Origin of the sequence: Leucobacter alluvii (assembly GCF_039530485.1) — a bacterium.
Lineage (GTDB): Bacteria > Actinomycetota > Actinomycetes > Actinomycetales > Microbacteriaceae > Leucobacter > Leucobacter alluvii.
This window is the reverse complement of the sequence record NZ_BAAAOP010000005.1, coordinates 193,533-210,915: the sequence shown is the minus strand read 5'-3', so window position 1 is coordinate 210,915 and position 17,383 is coordinate 193,533. Positions and strand designations below refer to the sequence as shown.

The 17,383-nt window shown below is 69.3% G+C and carries 17 protein-coding genes; 4 read left to right on the top strand and 13 right to left on the bottom strand.

Annotated features, from left to right (window positions below; genetic code table 11):
* Positions 1-35: 35 nt before the first annotated feature.
* From ABFX18_RS05545 to ABFX18_RS05520, 6 genes are all read right to left on the bottom strand, one after another.
* Entirely contained in the window at positions 36-803 is a 768-nt protein-coding gene (locus ABFX18_RS05545; protein WP_211648049.1) for an amino acid ABC transporter ATP-binding protein, read from the bottom strand.
* On the bottom strand, positions 800-1,687 hold the full coding sequence (locus ABFX18_RS05540; protein ID WP_211648047.1) for an amino acid ABC transporter permease: 888 nt from the start codon (positions 1,685-1,687) through the stop codon (positions 800-802). Before ABFX18_RS05540 ends, ABFX18_RS05545 begins: the two co-directional genes overlap by 4 nt.
* Before the next feature lie 7 nt (positions 1,688-1,694).
* Positions 1,695-2,531 (bottom strand): ABC transporter substrate-binding protein, encoded by an 837-nt coding sequence (locus ABFX18_RS05535; protein WP_346057671.1) that lies wholly within the window; start codon positions 2,529-2,531, stop codon positions 1,695-1,697.
* A 135-nt stretch (positions 2,532-2,666) separates the two neighbouring features.
* Entirely contained in the window at positions 2,667-3,977 is a 1,311-nt protein-coding gene (locus ABFX18_RS05530) for an amidohydrolase family protein (RefSeq protein ID WP_090148101.1), read from the bottom strand.
* Positions 3,978-3,987: 10 nt separating this feature from the next.
* Positions 3,988-5,649 (bottom strand): adenosylhomocysteinase, encoded by a 1,662-nt coding sequence (locus ABFX18_RS05525; RefSeq protein WP_346057670.1) that lies wholly within the window; start codon positions 5,647-5,649, stop codon positions 3,988-3,990.
* Positions 5,646-6,215: a hypothetical protein gene (locus ABFX18_RS05520; protein ID WP_346057669.1), complete on the bottom strand. Its 570-nt coding sequence runs from the start codon at positions 6,213-6,215 to the stop codon at positions 5,646-5,648. Before ABFX18_RS05520 ends, ABFX18_RS05525 begins: the two co-directional genes overlap by 4 nt.
* 58 nt (positions 6,216-6,273) lie before the next feature.
* On the opposite strand from ABFX18_RS05520, the gene ABFX18_RS05515 reads away from it, so the two are divergent.
* Positions 6,274-6,609, top strand: a complete 336-nt coding sequence (locus ABFX18_RS05515) for a GNAT family N-acetyltransferase (RefSeq protein ID WP_346057668.1) — start codon at positions 6,274-6,276, stop codon at positions 6,607-6,609.
* Positions 6,610-6,778: 169 nt separating this feature from the next.
* Here the strand turns inward: ABFX18_RS05515 and ABFX18_RS05510 are convergent, their stop codons facing one another.
* Positions 6,779-8,359, bottom strand: a complete 1,581-nt coding sequence (locus ABFX18_RS05510) for an HNH endonuclease signature motif containing protein (RefSeq protein ID WP_346057667.1) — start codon at positions 8,357-8,359, stop codon at positions 6,779-6,781.
* A gap of 101 nt (positions 8,360-8,460) precedes the next feature.
* Positions 8,461-9,126 (bottom strand): asparagine synthase, encoded by a 666-nt coding sequence (locus ABFX18_RS05505; RefSeq protein ID WP_090148091.1) that lies wholly within the window; start codon positions 9,124-9,126, stop codon positions 8,461-8,463.
* A 236-nt stretch (positions 9,127-9,362) separates the two neighbouring features.
* Here ABFX18_RS05505 and ABFX18_RS05500 point away from each other — a divergent pair, with 236 nt between their 5' ends.
* Together ABFX18_RS05500 and ABFX18_RS05495 are read left to right on the top strand one after the other, a co-directional pair.
* Positions 9,363-9,683 carry a DMT family transporter gene (locus ABFX18_RS05500; RefSeq protein WP_090148089.1) on the top strand — a complete coding sequence of 107 codons (321 nt, stop codon included), beginning with the start codon at positions 9,363-9,365 and terminating at the stop codon, positions 9,681-9,683.
* A 1-nt stretch (position 9,684) separates the two neighbouring features.
* On the top strand, positions 9,685-10,077 hold the full coding sequence (locus ABFX18_RS05495) for a DMT family transporter (RefSeq protein ID WP_090148087.1): 393 nt from the start codon (positions 9,685-9,687) through the stop codon (positions 10,075-10,077).
* Here the strand turns inward: ABFX18_RS05495 and ABFX18_RS05490 are convergent.
* Positions 10,052-10,762 carry a metal-dependent transcriptional regulator gene (locus ABFX18_RS05490; RefSeq protein WP_346057666.1) on the bottom strand — a complete coding sequence of 237 codons (711 nt, stop codon included), beginning with the start codon at positions 10,760-10,762 and terminating at the stop codon, positions 10,052-10,054. The two genes, ABFX18_RS05495 and ABFX18_RS05490, sit on opposite strands and share 26 nt — an antisense overlap.
* A 109-nt stretch (positions 10,763-10,871) precedes the next feature.
* On the opposite strand from ABFX18_RS05490, the gene ABFX18_RS05485 reads away from it, so the two are divergent.
* Positions 10,872-11,969: a LacI family DNA-binding transcriptional regulator gene (locus ABFX18_RS05485; RefSeq protein WP_346057665.1), complete on the top strand. Its 1,098-nt coding sequence runs from the start codon at positions 10,872-10,874 to the stop codon at positions 11,967-11,969.
* Positions 11,970-12,017: 48 nt separating this feature from the next.
* On the opposite strand, the gene ABFX18_RS05480 is transcribed toward ABFX18_RS05485, so the two are convergent.
* From ABFX18_RS05480 to ABFX18_RS05465, 4 genes are all read right to left on the bottom strand, one after another.
* Positions 12,018-13,508 carry an APC family permease gene (locus ABFX18_RS05480; RefSeq protein ID WP_346057664.1) on the bottom strand — a complete coding sequence of 497 codons (1,491 nt, stop codon included), beginning with the start codon at positions 13,506-13,508 and terminating at the stop codon, positions 12,018-12,020.
* A 204-nt stretch (positions 13,509-13,712) separates the two neighbouring features.
* Entirely contained in the window at positions 13,713-14,702 is a 990-nt protein-coding gene (gene speB / locus ABFX18_RS05475; protein WP_234037072.1) for an agmatinase, read from the bottom strand.
* A 237-nt stretch (positions 14,703-14,939) separates the two neighbouring features.
* The gene (pdxR, locus tag ABFX18_RS05470; RefSeq protein ID WP_346057663.1) at positions 14,940-16,481 is read right to left on the bottom strand and encodes a MocR-like pyridoxine biosynthesis transcription factor PdxR; all 1,542 of its coding nucleotides are present in this window, start codon (positions 16,479-16,481) and stop codon (positions 14,940-14,942) included.
* Positions 16,478-17,308, bottom strand: a complete 831-nt coding sequence (locus ABFX18_RS05465) for a DNA-methyltransferase (protein ID WP_346058007.1) — start codon at positions 17,306-17,308, stop codon at positions 16,478-16,480. Before ABFX18_RS05465 ends, pdxR begins: the two co-directional genes overlap by 4 nt.
* Positions 17,309-17,383 lie beyond the last annotated feature (75 nt).

The following is a 17,383-nucleotide window of genomic DNA, read 5'->3' as shown; positions in this document are numbered from 1 at the left end:
GCACGCCTGACGCGTGGCGAGCGCGGCCGGCAGGTCTACGCCGTGAACGGATCACTCAGGCGCGCGAGGAATTCACGCGTCTCCGGCCGCTGCGGGTGCTCGAAGATCTGCTCGGGCGTGCCCGATTCGATGATCACGCCGTCCTTAAGGTACACGACCCGGTCGGCCACTCGACGCGCGAACGACATCTCGTGCGTCGCCATCACGATGGTGGAGCCGGCGGCCTTCAACTCGCTGACGAGGTCGAGCACCTCCCCCACGAGCTGCGGATCGAGCGCGCTCGTGATCTCGTCGAGCAGCAGCAGCTCGGGGTTCGTCGCGATCGCGCGCACGATCGCGACGCGCTGCTGCTGGCCGCCGGAGAGCCGGTCCGGGTACTCCCCTGCCTTGTCTCCGAGCCCGATGCGCGCGAGCAGCTCGAGGCCTCGCCGCTCGGCTTCGGCTCGCGGCGTGCCGAAGACCTTGCGCATGGCGAGGACGACGTTCGCGAGCACCGTCATGTGCGGGAAGAGGTTGTAGTGCTGGAAGACGACGCCGATTCTGGCGCGCACCGCGTCGACGTCCGCCCGTGGGTCCGTGATGTCGTCGCCGGCGAGCACGATGCGTCCGTCGTCGACCTGCTCCAGCAGGTTGACGGTCTTCAGCAGGGTCGATTTCCCGGAACCGGAGGCTCCGATCAGCACCACCGCCTCGTGCTGATGCACGGTGAGGTCGATGCCCCGCAGCACATGCTGATCACCGAAGCGCTTGTGCACGCCCTGCACCTCGAGCACGGCACGGTGCCCGCGATCCTGCGCGCTCATACGACTCCCCCGATCTGCTCGCGCCGCTGCGCCCGAGCGGTCAGCCAGTCGGTCAACCGGATGAAGGGCAGCGAGAGCAGCACGAAGAGCAGGCCTGCGAGCACGTAGGGCGTGAAGTTGTAACTCGACGCGACCTCGATCTGAGCGGCGCGGATCGCATCGACTGCGCCGAGCACCGAGATCAGGCCGACATCCTTCTGCATCGACACGAAGTCATTCATGAGCGCGGGGGTCACCTTGCGCACCGCCTGCGGCATCACGACGAGTCGGAGCGTCTTCGCGTGGCTGAGCCCGAGCGAACGCGCTGCGAGCCGCTGCGACGGGTGCACGGCGTCGATCCCGGCGCGCAGCACTTCCGAGACGTAGGCCGAGTAGCAGAGGATCAGCGCGACCGTGCCCCAGAACTGCGCGGGGAGGCGCCCCGTGAGTTCGAGACCCGGGATGCCGAACCCGACGAGGTAGAGCACGAGCAGTACCGGGATGCCTCGGAACAGGTCCGTGTACCCGGCCGCGACCAGGCGCAGCGGCGTGAAGACCGGCCCCTTGAGCGTCCGTGCGATGGCGAGCAGGGTGCCGAGAATCGCGACCCCGATCGCGGCGACGAAGAGCACCTGGATGTTGAGCCAGAGGCCCTTGATGACGCGAGGAAACGCCTCGACCGCGATAGCCGGGTCGAAGAACGTCTCCCGCACCGCGTCCCAGCCCGGGCTGCTGACGAGCACCAGAGCGAAGACGCCCGCGAACACCAGGGTGCTCGCGATGCTGACCAGGACCGACCGGCGCTTACGGGCGTGCCGGTACCCGCGCCGCTCGAGCTCGATGGCGCTGGGGGCGAATTCCGGTTCGGAGCGTTGCGTCTTCGCGGGAAGCGGGGCGTGGGTCACGTCGGGGCTACTTCAGGACCGGTGCGCCCTGATCGGCGATCCACTCGGCGGCGAGATCGTCGAGTGTGCCGTTCTCACGAAGAGTGTCGACCGCGGCGGAGACGTCTTCGGTCATCGACGAGTCCTTCGGCAGCACGAACGCGAATTCGTCGCCTCCCTCGGCCGAGTCGAGCTGACCCACGATCACGCCGTCGTCGAGCTGGGCGTCGCGCACGTAGAAGGCGCCGGGCAGATCCGTGACGAGGGCGTCGATGGTACCGTTCTGCAACGCGGCGACCGCGTCGTCGACACTGTTGAAGACCTGCAGATCTTCATTCGGCGCGATCACGTCTTCGGCGACGGTGAGCGAGGTCGTACCCGACGCGACGCCCAACCGGGCATCCTTCAGGTCGGCTACGCTCGTGGCCTTCGCCGCGTCGGTGCCGCCGGCGGCGACGACCGCCTGCGTCGTCTCGTAGTACGGAGTCGAGAAGTCGACCGCGCGCTCGCGCTCCTCGCTCACCGAGAACTGCTGGATGTTGAGGTCGAAGTCCTTCGGCCCCGGGGCGATCGCGGCGTCGAAGCTGGTGCGCACCCATTCCACGTCGTCCTTCGCGAAGCCCAGCTCCTCAGCGACGGCGTAGGCGACTGCAGCCTCGAAACCGTTACCGCTCTCCGGTGCGTCGTCGATGACCCACGGGGCGTAAGCCGGTTCGCCGGTCGCAATGGTGAGCTTGCCCTCGGAGACCGGGGCGGCTCCGGCGTCGTCGCCAGCGCCGCTCCCGCCGCTCGTGCACGCCGAGAGCGCGAAGACCGCTGCGGCACCAATGGCGACCGCCGCGGCAAGACGAGATGAACGGGACATGAGACTCCTTGGCTTCGAGGCGGGGGTGCAGGGTCGTGCACCGTCGAACGACGTTCATTATATGAGACATTGCGAGTGCCGATTCGCCGCACGTCATCGGGCGACATCCGCGCGCTGCGAGCGGATGTCTCGATGTCAGCGCCGGAACTTCTCGACGCCGCCGACCACCGTGCGCCGGGCACGACCGGCTCCAGCCTCGACGAGCTCGGCCAGAGACGCATCCGGATCGTGCACCGGCAGATCGAAGAACGCGAGATCGGCCATCGCGCCGACTCCGAGTTGACCGATCCGCCGCTTGCCGACGTGCAATCCCAGCGCTGTCGCTCCGCCGAGCGTCGCGGCCCCCAGGAGACGCTGGTGCAGGTCGTCGCCGCGGTATCCCTGGTCTCGCGCGACGCGATAGAGCTTGGCCACATCTGCGAGCAGATCGAGCGAGGGAGACGATGACAGCGAGTCCGTGCCCACCGCGATCGCGTTGCCCTCCCGGAGGTAGGCGGCGACGGGAGGCATGTCGAGCCCGATGACCTCATTCGATCGAGGGCAGAGCGCGACGCTCGTGCCGCGGGCGCGGAGCAGGGCGCGATCCTCAGCGCTCACGTAGACGCCGTGAGCGATATGGCAATCCGGTCCGAGCACCCCCAGGTGATCGACGAACTGCGTCGACGAGACGCCGATTCCGTGCGAGCGGAGCGCGCGGAAACTGTCGGCGCCGAGCTCCGGCCAGGCTCCGTGGCCCCCCGGGCCGGCTCCGACGTAGCCGTCGATGCCGTCGAACTCGCGCTCCATGTGCGCTTCCGCAAGGTGGATGTGCAGGCGCAGCCCCTCTTCCCGCACGATGTCGGGGAGCTCGAGCAGCGGCTGGACCTCGAGGGAGTAGGGAGCATGCGGAGATACGCCGGCGCCGGGCGGCGTCGGGATCTGCCGGATCTGCTCGCGCACCGCCGCCTTCGCCTCCGGGGTCCAGTCGGTATTGCTGGCGCCGTACACCTCCCAGTAGGCGATGCCGTGCATCCCGGCATCGTGCAGCGCGCTGAGCGCCTCCCGATCGGTCACCACGTCCGCCGCCGCGGTGACGCCGGCCTCCAGCGACAGCTGCGTGCCCTCGGCGGCGGCGGCCTTCCAGTCGTGGGACTCGCGCGCGTAGACCGCGTCGAACGCGTCGCCCCAGTGATCGAACCCGGTGTAGTTGCGCGCTGCGACCTCGCGCATGCCGGTGTACTGCAAGTGCGTGTGCGCGTTGACGAGTCCGGGCACGAGCACCCCGTCCCAGTGCTCCTCGCGGAACTCCGCGCCGCGTTCGCCGAGCACGTCGAGCACCCACCGGCGGTCGCCGACGTGCAGAATGTGCTCGCCCTGCACCGCGACCGCGCCGTCGACGATGCGCGGGCTGGTGACGGGGAACACGAGTGCGGCGCTGTAGACGACGACGGGGGCTTCGGGGTTCACTCGCAAGAGTCTAGGGCTTCGGCGCCTCAGCTATCGCCGCGCCCGGCTCCGGGCCCCGTGCGCGGTACCGGTGCACGGTCCAGGGCTGGGCGGCTCCCCCAGCACGCGTCGTTCCGGGCGACGGGTCGACCCCGCCCTGCAGCGCCGCGAGAGCTGCAGCGGCAACACGACGCTCGTCGGTCTCGGAGAGGCGGTGCACTCCCGGCTCCTGGGGGGTCTCGATCAGCCTGGCGAGCGCTGCGAGCTGCGTGGCGAATGAGAGATCCATCACCTCGATGGGGTTGCCCTCCCCCGCCGTGTAGTTGATGCCGCCGCCGCCGGCGAGCACGAGCACCGTCGGGGCGCCGGGCGCTGCCGGAGCGGTCCATGCCGTTGCGCTCGGCGCGATGAGTCGCTCACGCCAGCCGGCGTCGCGCATCTCGTCGAGCGCGATCTCGTCGTCGATACCGCCGGCGACCGCGACCACCGCGCCGTCGCGCAGCGTCGAGATCGCTGCCGCATCCAAGGTGTGCCAGACGCCCGTCGCACTCACCACGACGTCGGCCTCGGGAAGCGCGGTCGCGCGCGTCGCCGCTTCGTAGCCGTCGTGCAGCGCGGCGAGCGCGCGCACCGGATCTCGCTCCACGACGACGACGTCGGCTCCCAGCGCAGCGGCGAATCGGGCGACCCCTTGGCCTACGGGGCCATAGCCCAGCACGGCCCAGCGGGTTCCGGCGATTCCCCCGTACGGACGCCGATCGCGGGCGTCGTCGAGCACGTCCGCGATCGCGAACACGCACGATTGCCCGGTGCCCACCAGATTGTCGAAACCTGTCTTCGTGCGGGCGTCGTTGACGGCGATCACCGGAATGCGCAAGTCTCCGAGCGCCCCCATCTCACGCACGGGACGCACGCCGCTCGTGGTCTCTTCCGCCGCGCCTCGCAGCCGCGCCAGAGCCGCCGTGCGCTCGCTGTGCGCGAGACGGATGAGATGGGCACCGTCGTCGATCAGGAACTCCGGCCCCCAGTCGAGGATCCCGGCCGCGTGCTCGGCGTCCAGCGACTTCGCGGATTGCTCCCGGTCGGCGGTGCGGGGTGCGAACACCGAGATGCGCTCGTCGCGGGCGAGCTCCTCCGCGATGCTCGGATCCGTCTCTGAGACCGCGCTGAACACCGCCACGGCGCAGCCGGCGTCGGCCAGCACTCTGGCGAAGGCCGCGGTTTTCGGTTCGAGCACGAGGCTCACAGCGACGCGCACGCCCGCGTGCGATCCACCGGCGACGAGGTGCTCCGCAAGCCGGGCGGTGGTCGGCATTCCCGCCGCGGCCCAGGCGATGCGAGACGCCGCGCTTCCGCCCCTCGGTGATCGCACCGAACCGTCCAAGCCCACGACGAGTGTCGGCAACCCGGCTCCCGGCTGGGGCACCGTGCCGAGAGCACTGCGGAGAGCACTGTCGAGGTCGCCCGTGACGCTCTCGACGAAGCTGAACTCCACCTCGTCACCGATGGGCCGCAGCCGGGCTCCCATCGCGCGCATCGCCGTCACTAGGGCGGTCCGAACCGGACCTGGATCCAGGTCGACGGACGCCGTCGACGCCGCGATGAGGCGGTTTCCGGATCGCGCGGCCAGCCGGATCGCGCGTTCGACCGCCAGATTCACCTCGGAGACGTTCGGCAGATCGTCGGGTGTCATCGGGTTGCTCCTCCGTCTTCCGCGGTGCCGGCATCGTCGTCGCTCTCCCGCCATGCCGCACACGCGGCATCGGCGTCGGCCGGCAGCTCGAGCGCCGCGCGGGCCTCCGACGCGGCGGCCCCGATGTCGTCCACGCCCTCCCAGCGGTAGTCGACCGCCTGCGCGGCCGGGAGCGCGGCGACGCGTTTCGCCTGCGCCTGATCCGCTGCCAGCGTCTCCGCGACCGCGGCCACCGGATCGCGCGCCGCGTCGGGCCAGGTCCGCTCCTCTGAGGTGAGCGACGTCGCCGCGGTGCCGCTCCGCTTCGCCACTTCCGTCATCGATGCGGCGAAGGCGGAGGTGCTGGCCGATTCTCCGCGCGCTTCGGCGAGCCTGAGCCGGTCGAGCTCGACGTCGGCCTCGTCCCAGGCCTCGTTCACCGGGCATACGGCCTCGAGGTAGACGGTGGCGGCGCGCGTCGGAGTGAGGGTTTCCGGCTCTGGCGGCGGCTCCGGAGCGCACCCGCTCACTCCGAGCACGAGCGCGGCGAGGCCGAGCAGGGTCAGGGAACGGCGGGCGGTACGCATCCTCTGAGAATACCGGCGCCCCCTCCAGGTTCCGCCTGTTGCGGGATAGGGTGGCGGCATGGCCAGATATCTGAATGAAGCGCAGGCGGCTGCCGACGGATTCACCATCACGCACGAGCCCGACCGCAGTCGCTACGCGATCACAGCGAGCGGACCAGACGGCGGGCGCGTCGTCGGCGAAGCCCACTACACCCTGCGGGGCGACGACGTCATCGATTTCGACCACACCGTTGTGGTCCCTGAGCTCCGCGGGACGGGCCTCTCCGGTCTCCTGGCGAACCGCGCCGTCACGGGTGAGGCGGTCGGCCAGCGCCGGGTGGAGGCGTCCTGCTCGTTCATCGACGGCTACCTGCAGCGGCACCCCGAGCTGCTCGGGACGTCAGAGGAGTCGTAGCTGGAGCCTCTGCGCTCCTCTTCGCGTCTCTGCGCGTCTCTGCGCGTCTCTGCGCGTCTCAGCGTGAGCGGCGCCGAGGAGGCGCGAATCCTGCGACGATACGCTGCGATTCCGCGGCTCCGGTCCCACAGCCGCAACACGCACGGCAGTGCGTGTCTCGGTGCGGTGGTCAGAATGGGTGCCACCCACCGTCAGGACTGCTGCGCGCGGCGACGCGGCCCGGGCCCGGTGGCCCGGTCTCCGCGAACCTCACCCGGCTCGGTGGTCGGTCCGCATGGGTGCGGCCCGTCGGACTCGTCCAGAGCAGATCCCCGCCACCCTTCTGCCGCACCTTCCACTCCGTGTGGTGCTTGAGCACGTGATGCCCCCGACACAAGTGCGCGAGATTCACCGTCGAGGTCGCACCGCCGCGTGCGGCATCGATGGTGTGGTCGAGATCGCACCGCGAGAGCGGCACGCGGCACCCCGGGAACCGGCAGTGCTGATCCCGGGCCGCGAGCAGGCGCCGCATCTGCTCGCTCGGACGATACCGGTCGACCTGCAGCACCGCCCCCGACTCCGCATCGACCACGACCCGCTCCCACAGCGCAGTCGCTGCGGCGATGCTCCGCGCGGCACTCACCGCGATCGGGCCCGCCCCGGAAAGCTCCGCCACCGGAACCAGGCCCCCATCAGCACGACCCATGCCAGCGCGACCCATGTCAGCGCGTCCCCCGGCAGCACTGCGCTCGGCGGTGACACCACCCGCCTCGGGTTCCAGGGCGGTGACCGGGACGACCACCTGCACCCGGGCACGCACCGCCTCATCCCTCGAGCATGCCACCGCGCTCGGCTCGGCACCGAGCAGCAGCTCTGTGAACACATCCGCCCGGATCTCATCCCGTGCACGCCGCGCCCCAGAACCCTCGACCCCGCCCGCGGCGCTTCCGTAACCCGCGGCATTTTCATCACCAGCGGCGGTTTCGTCGCCCGCAGCGGTTTCGGCGCGTTCGACCTCGCGCGCGATCCGCGTCAACCGGTCGTGAATCGCGTACGCCTCCACGGTGGGCAGATACGCCCACAAATCCGACATCCCGTCCTCGCGCTCCTGCACCACCACCCGACGCCTTCGCACCTCCTCACGGTGCCGTTCATCGAGAGACTCCACAGCGTACTGCTCGGCGATCCTGCGCGCGATCGGCCGCAAACGGTTCACGGACTCTTGGCGCGCGAACGAGAGCACCTCGCGCTGATACGCCTCCCGCCGGGCCACGCACTCCGGAGACGACCCCGCTCCGATGCGCTGCCCCGCGTCGACGATGACCCGGGCGTGCGCGGCCGAGATCTCCCCCACCGAGAGCACCTCGTGCGTGATCGCGAACCTCGTGCGCAACGACCACGCCGCATCCAACTGGGACTCCGCGACACGCTCGCTCGCGCCCAGCACCGTTGCGAGCTCTGCCCGCAGCGACCGGTACGCGAGCTCCCGCTCACCCGACCCGGCATCGGCAGTCGCCATCTGGACCGCGGCCGAGAGCAGATCGGTGCGGATGGCGTCGAGCCCGCGCTGCCGGTACTCCAACTGCTCGATCAAGTTCACGACCTGATCGAGGGTGAGCGAATCGGGAACCTCCTCCGGCACCGGCACCGGCACCGGCACCCGAGCCAGCAGAGCCTCCGACGCAGAAGCCTCCGACGTAGGCGCCTGCTCCGGCGCACGCACCTGCGCCGGCTCAGGCGCCGGGCCGGATCCGAACGAGAAGGAGACCATGCCCCCAGTCAACTCGCACCCACCGACATTCATGACCCGAACGAGCCGAGCCGACGCAGCCATCAGAGAACCGGCATCGGTGCGAGGATCCGAGGTCGGAGTCAGGACTCCGGCGCGTCCCGGCCCTTGTCCTTGCGCTTGAACTTGCGCACCTTGGCCGGCGCCTCGGTGCGCTGCTGCATCAGAGCGGTGAGGTCCTTCTCGATGAGCTGCTGGATCCGCGCCTCGCGCTCCTCGCGGTACTCGTCGTTGTTGCCGCCGCTGTAGTACGGGTGCTCGGCCCGATCGGCGAGCGAGGTGCCGATCTCGTCCCAGGCCATCTCGCGTGCGCGCTCAGCAGCAGCGGTCAGGTACGCGTCATCTGCGGCGCGATTGCGCAGCTCTTCGGCGACCTTCTCGTAGACTTCCTGGCGGTGGCGCAGCGTACGGTTGTCATCGTTGCCGTAATCGGATTCGCTCCACGAGCTCCGGCCCGTGTCGCGGATCTCTCCGCGCATCCGAGAGATGTGCTTCGCGTCGCGCTCCCGCTCCTCGGCGAGATCGATCGTCGTCTCGCGGACCATGTCGATGATCTGATCAGCGTCGTAGTCGACATGCCGTTTCAGCGCATTCATGATGATCGCGTTCTTCACCGTCATGCGCACCGCGACGTCGGCGACGAGCAGTCCCTGCTCCGTGATCTCCTCGACCGGCGCGAGCACGCGTCGAGGCAGTCGCCGTGGTGGGCGCGCTGATCCCCGCTTGCGCTTCTTCAGCCAGCCGAACACCGCACTCCTCTCGGGCCCTGACGGGCACCCCACCATTATCGCCTATGACGGGGCTTCGCACCGATCGGGCTTCTCCCCAGCGCGTGGTGAACCACGCGCTGGCTCATCGGGCGACCTGAGCAGCGCCTGGGCACCTCCGCGCTCGGATCGTGCGACACTGAAGACGACCCCGAGAGCAGGGGTGCGGACGAGGGAGCAGTACCCGCATAACGACGACTGCCAGAAGGACCGAACTCATGTCACTGGCATGGATACTGTTGATTCTGAGTGGAATGCTCGAAGCCGTGTGGGCGACCGCACTCGACGCTTCGAGAGGATTCCGCCGCTTCTGGCCGACCGCGCTGTTCGTGGTGAGCTACGTCGCCAGCATGGCGGGCCTGGCCTACGGCATGCTCGAGATCCCGGTCGGCACCGCGTACGCGGTGTGGGTGGGAATCGGCGCGGTACTCACCGCGGCCTGGGCGATGCTCACCGGCGCCGACCGGGCGAGCCTCATCCGTGTCGTGCTGCTCGCCGGGCTCATCGCCTGCGTCGTCGGCCTGAAGGCGGTGAGCTGAGATGGTACGCGCGATCCGCACCGCTTCACGTCGCGAGGCCCCTGCGCGCGCCCCGAAGGTCGCTCGACGAGCGCACTGGATCGTGCTGCTGGCGAGCGCGATCCTCGAATCCGTCTGGGCGCTCGCACTGCACGATTCCCGCGGGTTCACCGAGGTCGTACCGACGATCGTGTTCTTCGTCGCCAACCCGCTGAGCATGGTCGGCTTGGGCTACGCGATGCGCGGCATCCCCGTGAGTACCGCCTACGCCATCTGGACGGGGCTCGGGGCGGCGCTCACCGTCGGCGCGTCCCTGCTGCTCGGCACCGAGGCGCCCTCCGTGCTCAAGCTGGTGTTCCTCGCCGGGATCATCGGGTGCGTCATCGGGCTCAAGTTCGTGAAGGATCCGGCGTAGCCTCGAGCGACACCCAGACCGCTGCCGCCGCGGATGGTCCCAGACTCACGGAACCACCCGCGGCCGTGGCGTCGTCGCCGACGCGCACCGTGACCGTCTCGGAGTAGGGCTCGCCCGGCAGCACGTGCAGCACCGCATCGACGACGACGCCGCGAGCTGCGAAGAACTGCAGCATGCCGTTGTCGGCGTCGGAGATGCGCTCGACGCGCGCACGACTCGGCGCGGGGGCCGTAAGCAACTGCATCGCGTCGGGCCGATGCACGGCACCGGTCGCGCTCGGTATCGGATCGCCGTGGGGGTCGCGCGTCGGATACCCGAGCACGCGATCCATGCGATCGATGAACTCGTCAGAAACGGCGTGCTCGAGGCGGTCGGCTTCGTCGTGCACCTCGTCCCACTCGTATTCGAGGTGACGCACGAGAAACGTCTCGAGGAGGCGATGCCGCCGAATCATCGCGACGGCATGGCCTCGACCGAGATCGGTGAGCGTGACGGTGCCGTAGCGGACGTGGCCGATGAGTTCGAGGTCTGAGAGCTTGCGAAGGGCATCTGAGACGGTGGAGAGCCGCACTCCAGCGGACTCGGCGATCGCGGAGTTCGACACGGGGGCGTCGGACCACTCCTGCAGCCCCCAGATCACCTTGAGGTAATTCTGCATGCTCGGAGACAGATCGTCGACACTCACCAGCCCAGGATAACCGCCCGCACCTCGTTGCCAGCGCTCGCCGCGGAGCGTGCAGGTGTCTCGCCGGTCGACGACCCTGCGGCGAGCACGTGCCGAATCGATTTGGCGCGTGTCCGGCGCGAACCATACGCTGGACGTGCACGAGACACCAGCAACCGGAGCGATGCACCGCACCCGAGACCGAGGCCAGATGAAACCCCGCCGCATCACCATCAAGGACGTCGCGAGAGAAGCCGGCGTATCGGTGGCGACCGCCTCCGAGGCGTTGAACGGCAAGGGCCGCGTCGCGGCAGCGACGAGGCAGAACGTCATCGATGTCGCTGCGCGTGTGGGATACACCGCCAACCGGCTCGCCAAGAACCTCAATGCGGGTCGCACGGGTTCCCTCGTGCTCGCGGTGTCGCCCCAGCCACTCACGGAGGAGGGCTCCGGCCTCCAGCCGGAATGGGACATCGAGTACTACTTCCGAGTACTGAACGGTGCGAGCCTGCAGGCCTTCCAGCGTGGCTTCCTGCTGTCGATGCTCCCCACGCAGACGTCGTCCCGGGATTTCCTCTCTGCGGCGGACGGCCTCATCGTGGTCGACCCGAGCGATGACGATCCGCTCATCGCCGAGGCGGTGCGCAGCGGCCTGCCCTGCGTGACCGTCGGCCGCAACTCGGGCGATCTCAGCTGGGTCGACAACGATTTCTTCACCGGCACGACATCGGCGCTCGCGCACATCGGCAACGACCGGCCGGCCCGGGTCGCGCTCTTTCTCAGCGAGACCGCTTCTTCATACGTGCGCGATGAGCTCTCCTCGTACCTCGACTGGTGCAGCGCCACCGGCGCCGCACCCATCATCTTGCGCTCCCCCGGCCCGCGCGTCGACGAGGCGGAGCCGGTGATCCACGCGGCGCTCGCTCGCACCGACCGCGAGTTCGACGCCGTGCTGACCACGCTCGACACCCTCGCGCACGCGACGGAGCGGGCGGCGCTGGCGCTCGACCTCGATGTGCCGGGCGATCTGCAGATCGTCAGCCTCGCCGACAGCCGGTATCTCGACTACGGGCTGCAGAAGTCGATCACCGCGCTCGATCTGCATCCCGTGCAGCTCGGAGAGATCGCGGTCGAACTGCTCATCGACGCACTCGATGGTCACGGCGAGCGGCGCCGCGAGGTCGTGCCGATCTCACTGAATGTGCGGGAATCGACCCTCGCCGACTGACACGGGCGACGCGGGTGCGGCGCGTGCGGCGCCAGCACCCGCGCCGGTTCACCTGCGTGCAGGGCGCGCGGGAGCGAAGTCCTCGCGATCGTCCTCGGATTCATCGCGCTCGAACACGACGATCGTGGATCCGGTGCTGGCCGCGTGCAGACGCTTGCGGTGCACCCAGGCCTCGATCGCCACGCCGAGCACACCGACCACGGCGACGCCGATCACCGTCGACCAGTCGGTCGCCCACCCGGCTCCCGATTCTCGAGGCCACGCGACGTTCACGATCTGGAACAGCAGCCACACGAGTGCGAGCCACCCGACGACGCGGCCGGCCCGGCCGAGGAAGAGACCGGGTTCGTCCCTCCAGGTGCCGCGAGCGCGTGCGATCGCCCACCCCAGTATCGGGAAGAGGAAGGAGATGAAGAAGCCGACCGACGAGAACGAGATGAGCGCCATCTGAATGCCCTCGCTCTGGAACGGCAGGAACAGCAGCGCTGCGATCACGGCGGTGATGAGAACGGCGGTGCGCGGCAGGCCCGTCTCTCCCGACAGCCTCGTCAGGGTGCGCGCGAACGGGAGCTCCCCGTTGCGCGCCGTCGCCCAGACGATGCGCGAGACGGTGATCTGGATCGTCATGAGGCTCGCCGCGAAGGCGATCACGAACAGCGCCAGGATTCCCCGGAAAATCGGTGCGGGGAATGATGCTGCGATGATCGCCACGGCCGGATCCGCAGCGTTCTCCGGGTCCTGCAGGAACGCGTCGCTCGGAACGGCGAGCGTGAACGCGAGCGTGCTGAGGAGCACGATGATCATGATGGCGAAGAACGAGGCGACCATCGCGCGCGGCACGGCGCGCTTGGGGCGCTGCACCTCCTCGGCGATCGAGCTCGCGCTCTCGAAGCCGATCGCGAAGTAGCTGGAGAAGGCGATCGCCATCACCAGCGGCGCTGAGAAGAACACGCCGCTGTAATCGGCGAGCGATGCCGGGGAGAGGTACTCGAGCGTCTGATGGCGCTCGAAGAACAGGAGCCAGATCGCCACGCCGACGGAGCCGACGGCCTCGGCGGCGATGACCGCGATCATGAGAATCTTGATGAACACCCGCCCCGCCAGATTCACCATCGTCGAGAAGGCGAGGATGCCGATCGCGAGCCAGGTGACCACCTGGTGGCCTGCGGCCGGGATGTCGAAGATCGGCGGGATGAGCACGGCTCCCGCGTACGCCACCGCTGGCAGGGTGATGAGCAACGTGCAGATGTACGTCCAGGAGGCGAACCAGCCGTATCGATGGCCGAGCAGTCGGCGCGACCACTGATAGATGCCGCCGGAGTCGGCCCACTTCGATGCCAGCACCCCCAGCGCGAGGACGACGATCAGCTGACCGATGTAGAGGATGAGTCCGCCCCAGATGAAGCCGGGGCCAGAACTGGCGAGGCCGACGCCGAGAACGCTGTACAGCGCGACGATCGGCGAAACGAACGCGAACGCGACTGAGAGCGCGGAAAACATGGTGAATTCTCTCTTCATCACCGGTGGCGCCGTGGTCATGGAAACTCCTTTGCTTCGTGTACGGCGGCGGTTCGCGCCGTCATTGGCGCGAACCGTCTGGGAAGTGCTGCGGGCCACCCGCCGGTGCCCCTGCCCTGCTCGGCGCGAACGGCGAGAACGGCATCCGAGTCGTGCGCCTGCACCGTGCGTCGCACGCCCGCCCGGATCGGCGGCGACCCGGGCGAGCGAGATCGAACCGTTGGTTCAGCCCACGTAGACCGGTGTGCGAGGCGCTCCGGCGTGCGACGCGAGGGCCTCCAGTGCGATGCGGCCCGCGACGAGCTGGGTCCGCGTCGAGTGGTCGAGCGACGGCGCGGGCTCCGCGATGTCCACCCCGATGAGGCCGGCGGGCGAGATGCCTCGCACGATCTCGATCGCCTCGCGCATGGTCATTCCGCCCGGGGTGGGAGCGCACGTGCCCGGCGCGAATGCCGCGTCGAGTGCGTCGACGTCGAACGTGAGGTAGAACCCCTCCTCGCCGACGCGTTCGAGGATCTGCTCAACGGCCCATGCCGTGCCGCGCTCCCAGATGTCCTCGAGCCAGATGACGCGAATGCCGTGGTCCCGGCAGTACTTGAGCTCGGTCTTCGGGTTCATCCAGCCGCTGATGCCGACGAGCACCATCTTTGCCGGGTCGTAGCCGTTGTCGACGGCCCTCGTGATGGTGCAGCAGTGATTGAGCTCCTCCCCTCCCACATTCGGTGCGGCATCGAGATGGGTGTCGAACTGCACCCACCCGGGGTTCGTCCCCTCCCGCTTGGCGGCCTTTCCGACGGGGATGCTCACGGAATGATCTCCGCCGAAGACGACCGGGATCGCGCCCGCCGCCACGATCTCTGCGATGTCGGCTTCGACGCGCTCGAACGTCTTCGGCGTGTTCCCGAGTGCGACGTGGCAATCGCCCCCGTCGACGAGCGGCAGGTGCGCGAACAGGTCGAAGTCGAACGTGGCTTGGAAGTTGGTGAACTGCACCGACGTCTCGCGAATGGCGCGCGGGCCGTAATTGGCACCGCTGCGGCTGATCGTCGTCGCGTCGAAGGGGAAGCCGTAGACGACCGCTTTCGCGCCGGATGCACGGATCGCCTCCCGGTCGAGCTCCACCTTCGGCACCCCCATGAACGTTCCGCCGAGCCCGCCGTGCAGCAGGCCGTTCCACATGGTCTCGTCGAAGGATCCCGTCGCCGTTTCAGTCATGATCTCTACTTCCCTCCCGCGGCGGACCGCGCGTTATAGTGTCGAAACGTTTAGGAAGCTGCCTGGTAATAACGACAACGCTGCCGAAACGCTTCGGCAATCGTACCCGCTGCATTGCACCGATGTCCAGACATCCGCGGCAGCTCGTCTCAGCGCGCGAGTGCGTCTCAGCGCATGAGCGCGGGTCGCAACGCGAGAGCGCCTGTCGGGGCGGGGCACCGTCGTGATGCCCGCTCGTCACACCTCGTCGAGGATCGCCCGGAGCTGCACGAGTGCCGCATCGAATGCGGCATCATCGTCACCGCCGACACCGATCACGAGGCCCGCCGTGCCGGTGCCGGAACCTGCCCGCTGCCAGTACCGCCCGAGGGCCTGAACACCGAGTGCGTCCACCGCGGGGTGCGCGACCACGGCGGCCTCCCGGCGGCGAGCGCGCTCGGGCTCGCCCGCGAACTCGATCACCGCATGCAGTCCCCCGTCCATGGGCCGTACGCGCGCGGCGCGTGCTCCTGCAAGCCGCTCGGAGACGAGATCGCGGCGAGCAGCGTACCGACGCAGCATCCGAGCGGTATGGCGTCGAAGCTCACCGCTCGCGAGATAGGCGGTGAGCGCCGACTGCACGACGGTCGACACCGTTCCGCCGAGGTCGCGCCGCACCGGCTCGATGAGCGCCCGCAACCCCGCCGGGGCGAGGAGGTATCCGGCGGAGAGCGCGGGCGTGATCGTGCGCGAGAAGGTTCCGAGCAGCACGACGACGCCGTTCTCCGGGTCGTCGAGGGCCGCGAGCGTGGGCAGCGGTGTGCCGGTGTATCGCAGCTCCGAATCGAAGTCATCCTCGATGATCACGACCCCGTTGCGCCTGGCCCAGGCGAGAAGGGCGCGTCGGCGGGCGAGCGGCAGCGAACCGCCCAGAGGGTATTGATGGCTCGGCGTCACGATGACCGCGTCGAGCATCCCGTCGGGAAGCCGACCCGTATCGAGCCCGAGACCGTCGGCGGGGAGCGCGACGATGGTCGCGCCCGCCCGGGACGCGGCCCCGCGCAGAGACGGCAGACCCGGATCCTCGACGCCCACGACGAGGGTTCGCCCGCGCGTCGCGCCGAGCGCCGTGAGCAGCAGCCAGAGCCCGTCGCGCGTTCCGGCGGTGACGAGCACGTCCGCCGCCGAGCGGGAGGTACCGCGCATGCGTCGCAGGTGCTCCGCGATCTCGCCGCGCAGAGCCGGGTCCCCGAGCGGCGGTGCGACGACTTCAACCACCGCCACGTCAGCTGCGGCGGTGCGCCATGCGGCCCGCCACGCCGAGCCGACGACGCCGTCGGTGATCGGGGCGCCCGGGGCGAGGGGGGCTGGGCGTTCAGCGCCGACGGGCGCATCCGCCGGCATCATCCGCGTGCCGGCGGATGCCTGCCGTGCCGCGTCGCGGTCGCCGCGACTCGCGCGATCCTCGGTCTCGGTCTGGGTACGCGCCAGGTCCGGATGCACGAGGGTGCCCCGCCCCTGGGACGGCGACAGGTAACCCTCCGCGATGAGCTGCTCGTACGCCGCGACGACCACGCCTCGCGCGACGCCGAGACGCCGGCTCAGTTCTCGCGTCGCCGGCACGGCCTCCCCCGGGCGCACCAGTGCGGCATCGATCGCCTCGCGGAGTGCGCTGGCGATCTGCACCGGCAGTGGGAGGTTGGAGGCGCGGTCGATCTGCACCGGCAGACCGCTCGCGGCCCGGTTCCGAGCGAAGCCGTTCGGCTCCCCCGGGGCGCTGGCGGGTGTCTTCGCGCTCACGCGAACACCGCCCCCGTGGCGCTGAGTCGCCCGCGCATGACGTCGAGGGCCTCCGGGTTCTCGTCGATGAGGAGGAACTTGCGCTCGAGTCGCGCCGCCGCATCCCCGGTGGTGCCGCTGCCCGCGAAGGGGTCGAGCACCCAGTCGCCTGGCCGCGTGGACGCCTGGATGATGCGGCGCAGGATCCCGATGGGTTTCTGGGTCGGGTATCCCGTGCGCTCTCCCCCGGTCGGCGACACGATGGTGTGCCACCAGGTGTCGGTCGGAAGCTTGCCGAGAGCGGCCTTCTCCGCTGTCACGAGGCCAGGAGCCATGTACGGTTCGCGATCCACCGCCTCGGCGTCGAAGTAGTACCAGTCCGGATGCTTCGCGTAGACGAGGATGTTGTCGTGCTTGGCCGGCCACCGCCGTTTCGACCGCGCTCCGTAATCGTAGGCCCAGATGATCTCGTTGATGAAGCACTCCGGCCCGAAGAGCGCGTCGAGCAGCACCTTCGCATAGTGCACTTCTCGGTAGTCGAGATGCAGATAGAGCAGGCCGTCGGGCGAGAGGAGGCGCCAGGCCTCCTCGAGACGCGGTTCGAGGAAGTCCCAGTAGTCGGCGAATCGATCGTCGTAGCTGAGCGTCGTCTCGCGCGTCACGCGGTACCCCTGTCCGCGGAACCCCAGCCGGTCGCCCGCAGCGGCCTCGAGCGGACCCGCGACACGGGTGCCCCGGACGCGCTCGGCCTGTCGGGATCGCCCCGTGTTGAACGGCGGATCGAGGTAGGCGACGGCGAAGGCCGCGGTCGGCAGTGAGCGCAGGATCGGCAGATTGTCGCCCTGCATCACTCGACTCGGCCCGGTCGCGTTCCAGGGGTCACTCACCGTCTCAGGCTACCGGCCTTCGGCGGAACGCCGTAG

Coding starts and splice junctions, on each gene's coding strand:
- ABFX18_RS05545 (WP_211648049.1), bottom strand. CDS start 803: ATGAGCGCGCAGGATCGCGGGCACCGTGCCGTGCTCGAGGTGCAGGGC.
- ABFX18_RS05535 (WP_346057671.1), bottom strand. CDS start 2,531: ATGTCCCGTTCATCTCGTCTTGCCGCGGCGGTCGCCATTGGTGCCGCA.
- ABFX18_RS05525 (WP_346057670.1), bottom strand. CDS start 5,649: ATGACACCCGACGATCTGCCGAACGTCTCCGAGGTGAATCTGGCGGTC.
- ABFX18_RS05520 (WP_346057669.1), bottom strand. CDS start 6,215: ATGCGTACCGCCCGCCGTTCCCTGACCCTGCTCGGCCTCGCCGCGCTC.
- ABFX18_RS05515 (WP_346057668.1), top strand. CDS start 6,274: ATGGCCAGATATCTGAATGAAGCGCAGGCGGCTGCCGACGGATTCACC.
- ABFX18_RS05510 (WP_346057667.1), bottom strand. CDS start 8,359: ATGGTCTCCTTCTCGTTCGGATCCGGCCCGGCGCCTGAGCCGGCGCAG.
- ABFX18_RS05500 (WP_090148089.1), top strand. CDS start 9,363: ATGTCACTGGCATGGATACTGTTGATTCTGAGTGGAATGCTCGAAGCC.
- ABFX18_RS05495 (WP_090148087.1), top strand. CDS start 9,685: ATGGTACGCGCGATCCGCACCGCTTCACGTCGCGAGGCCCCTGCGCGC.
- ABFX18_RS05480 (WP_346057664.1), bottom strand. CDS start 13,508: ATGACCACGGCGCCACCGGTGATGAAGAGAGAATTCACCATGTTTTCC.
- speB (WP_234037072.1), bottom strand. CDS start 14,702: ATGACTGAAACGGCGACGGGATCCTTCGACGAGACCATGTGGAACGGC.
- ABFX18_RS05465 (WP_346058007.1), bottom strand. CDS start 17,308: ATGCAGGGCGACAATCTGCCGATCCTGCGCTCACTGCCGACCGCGGCC.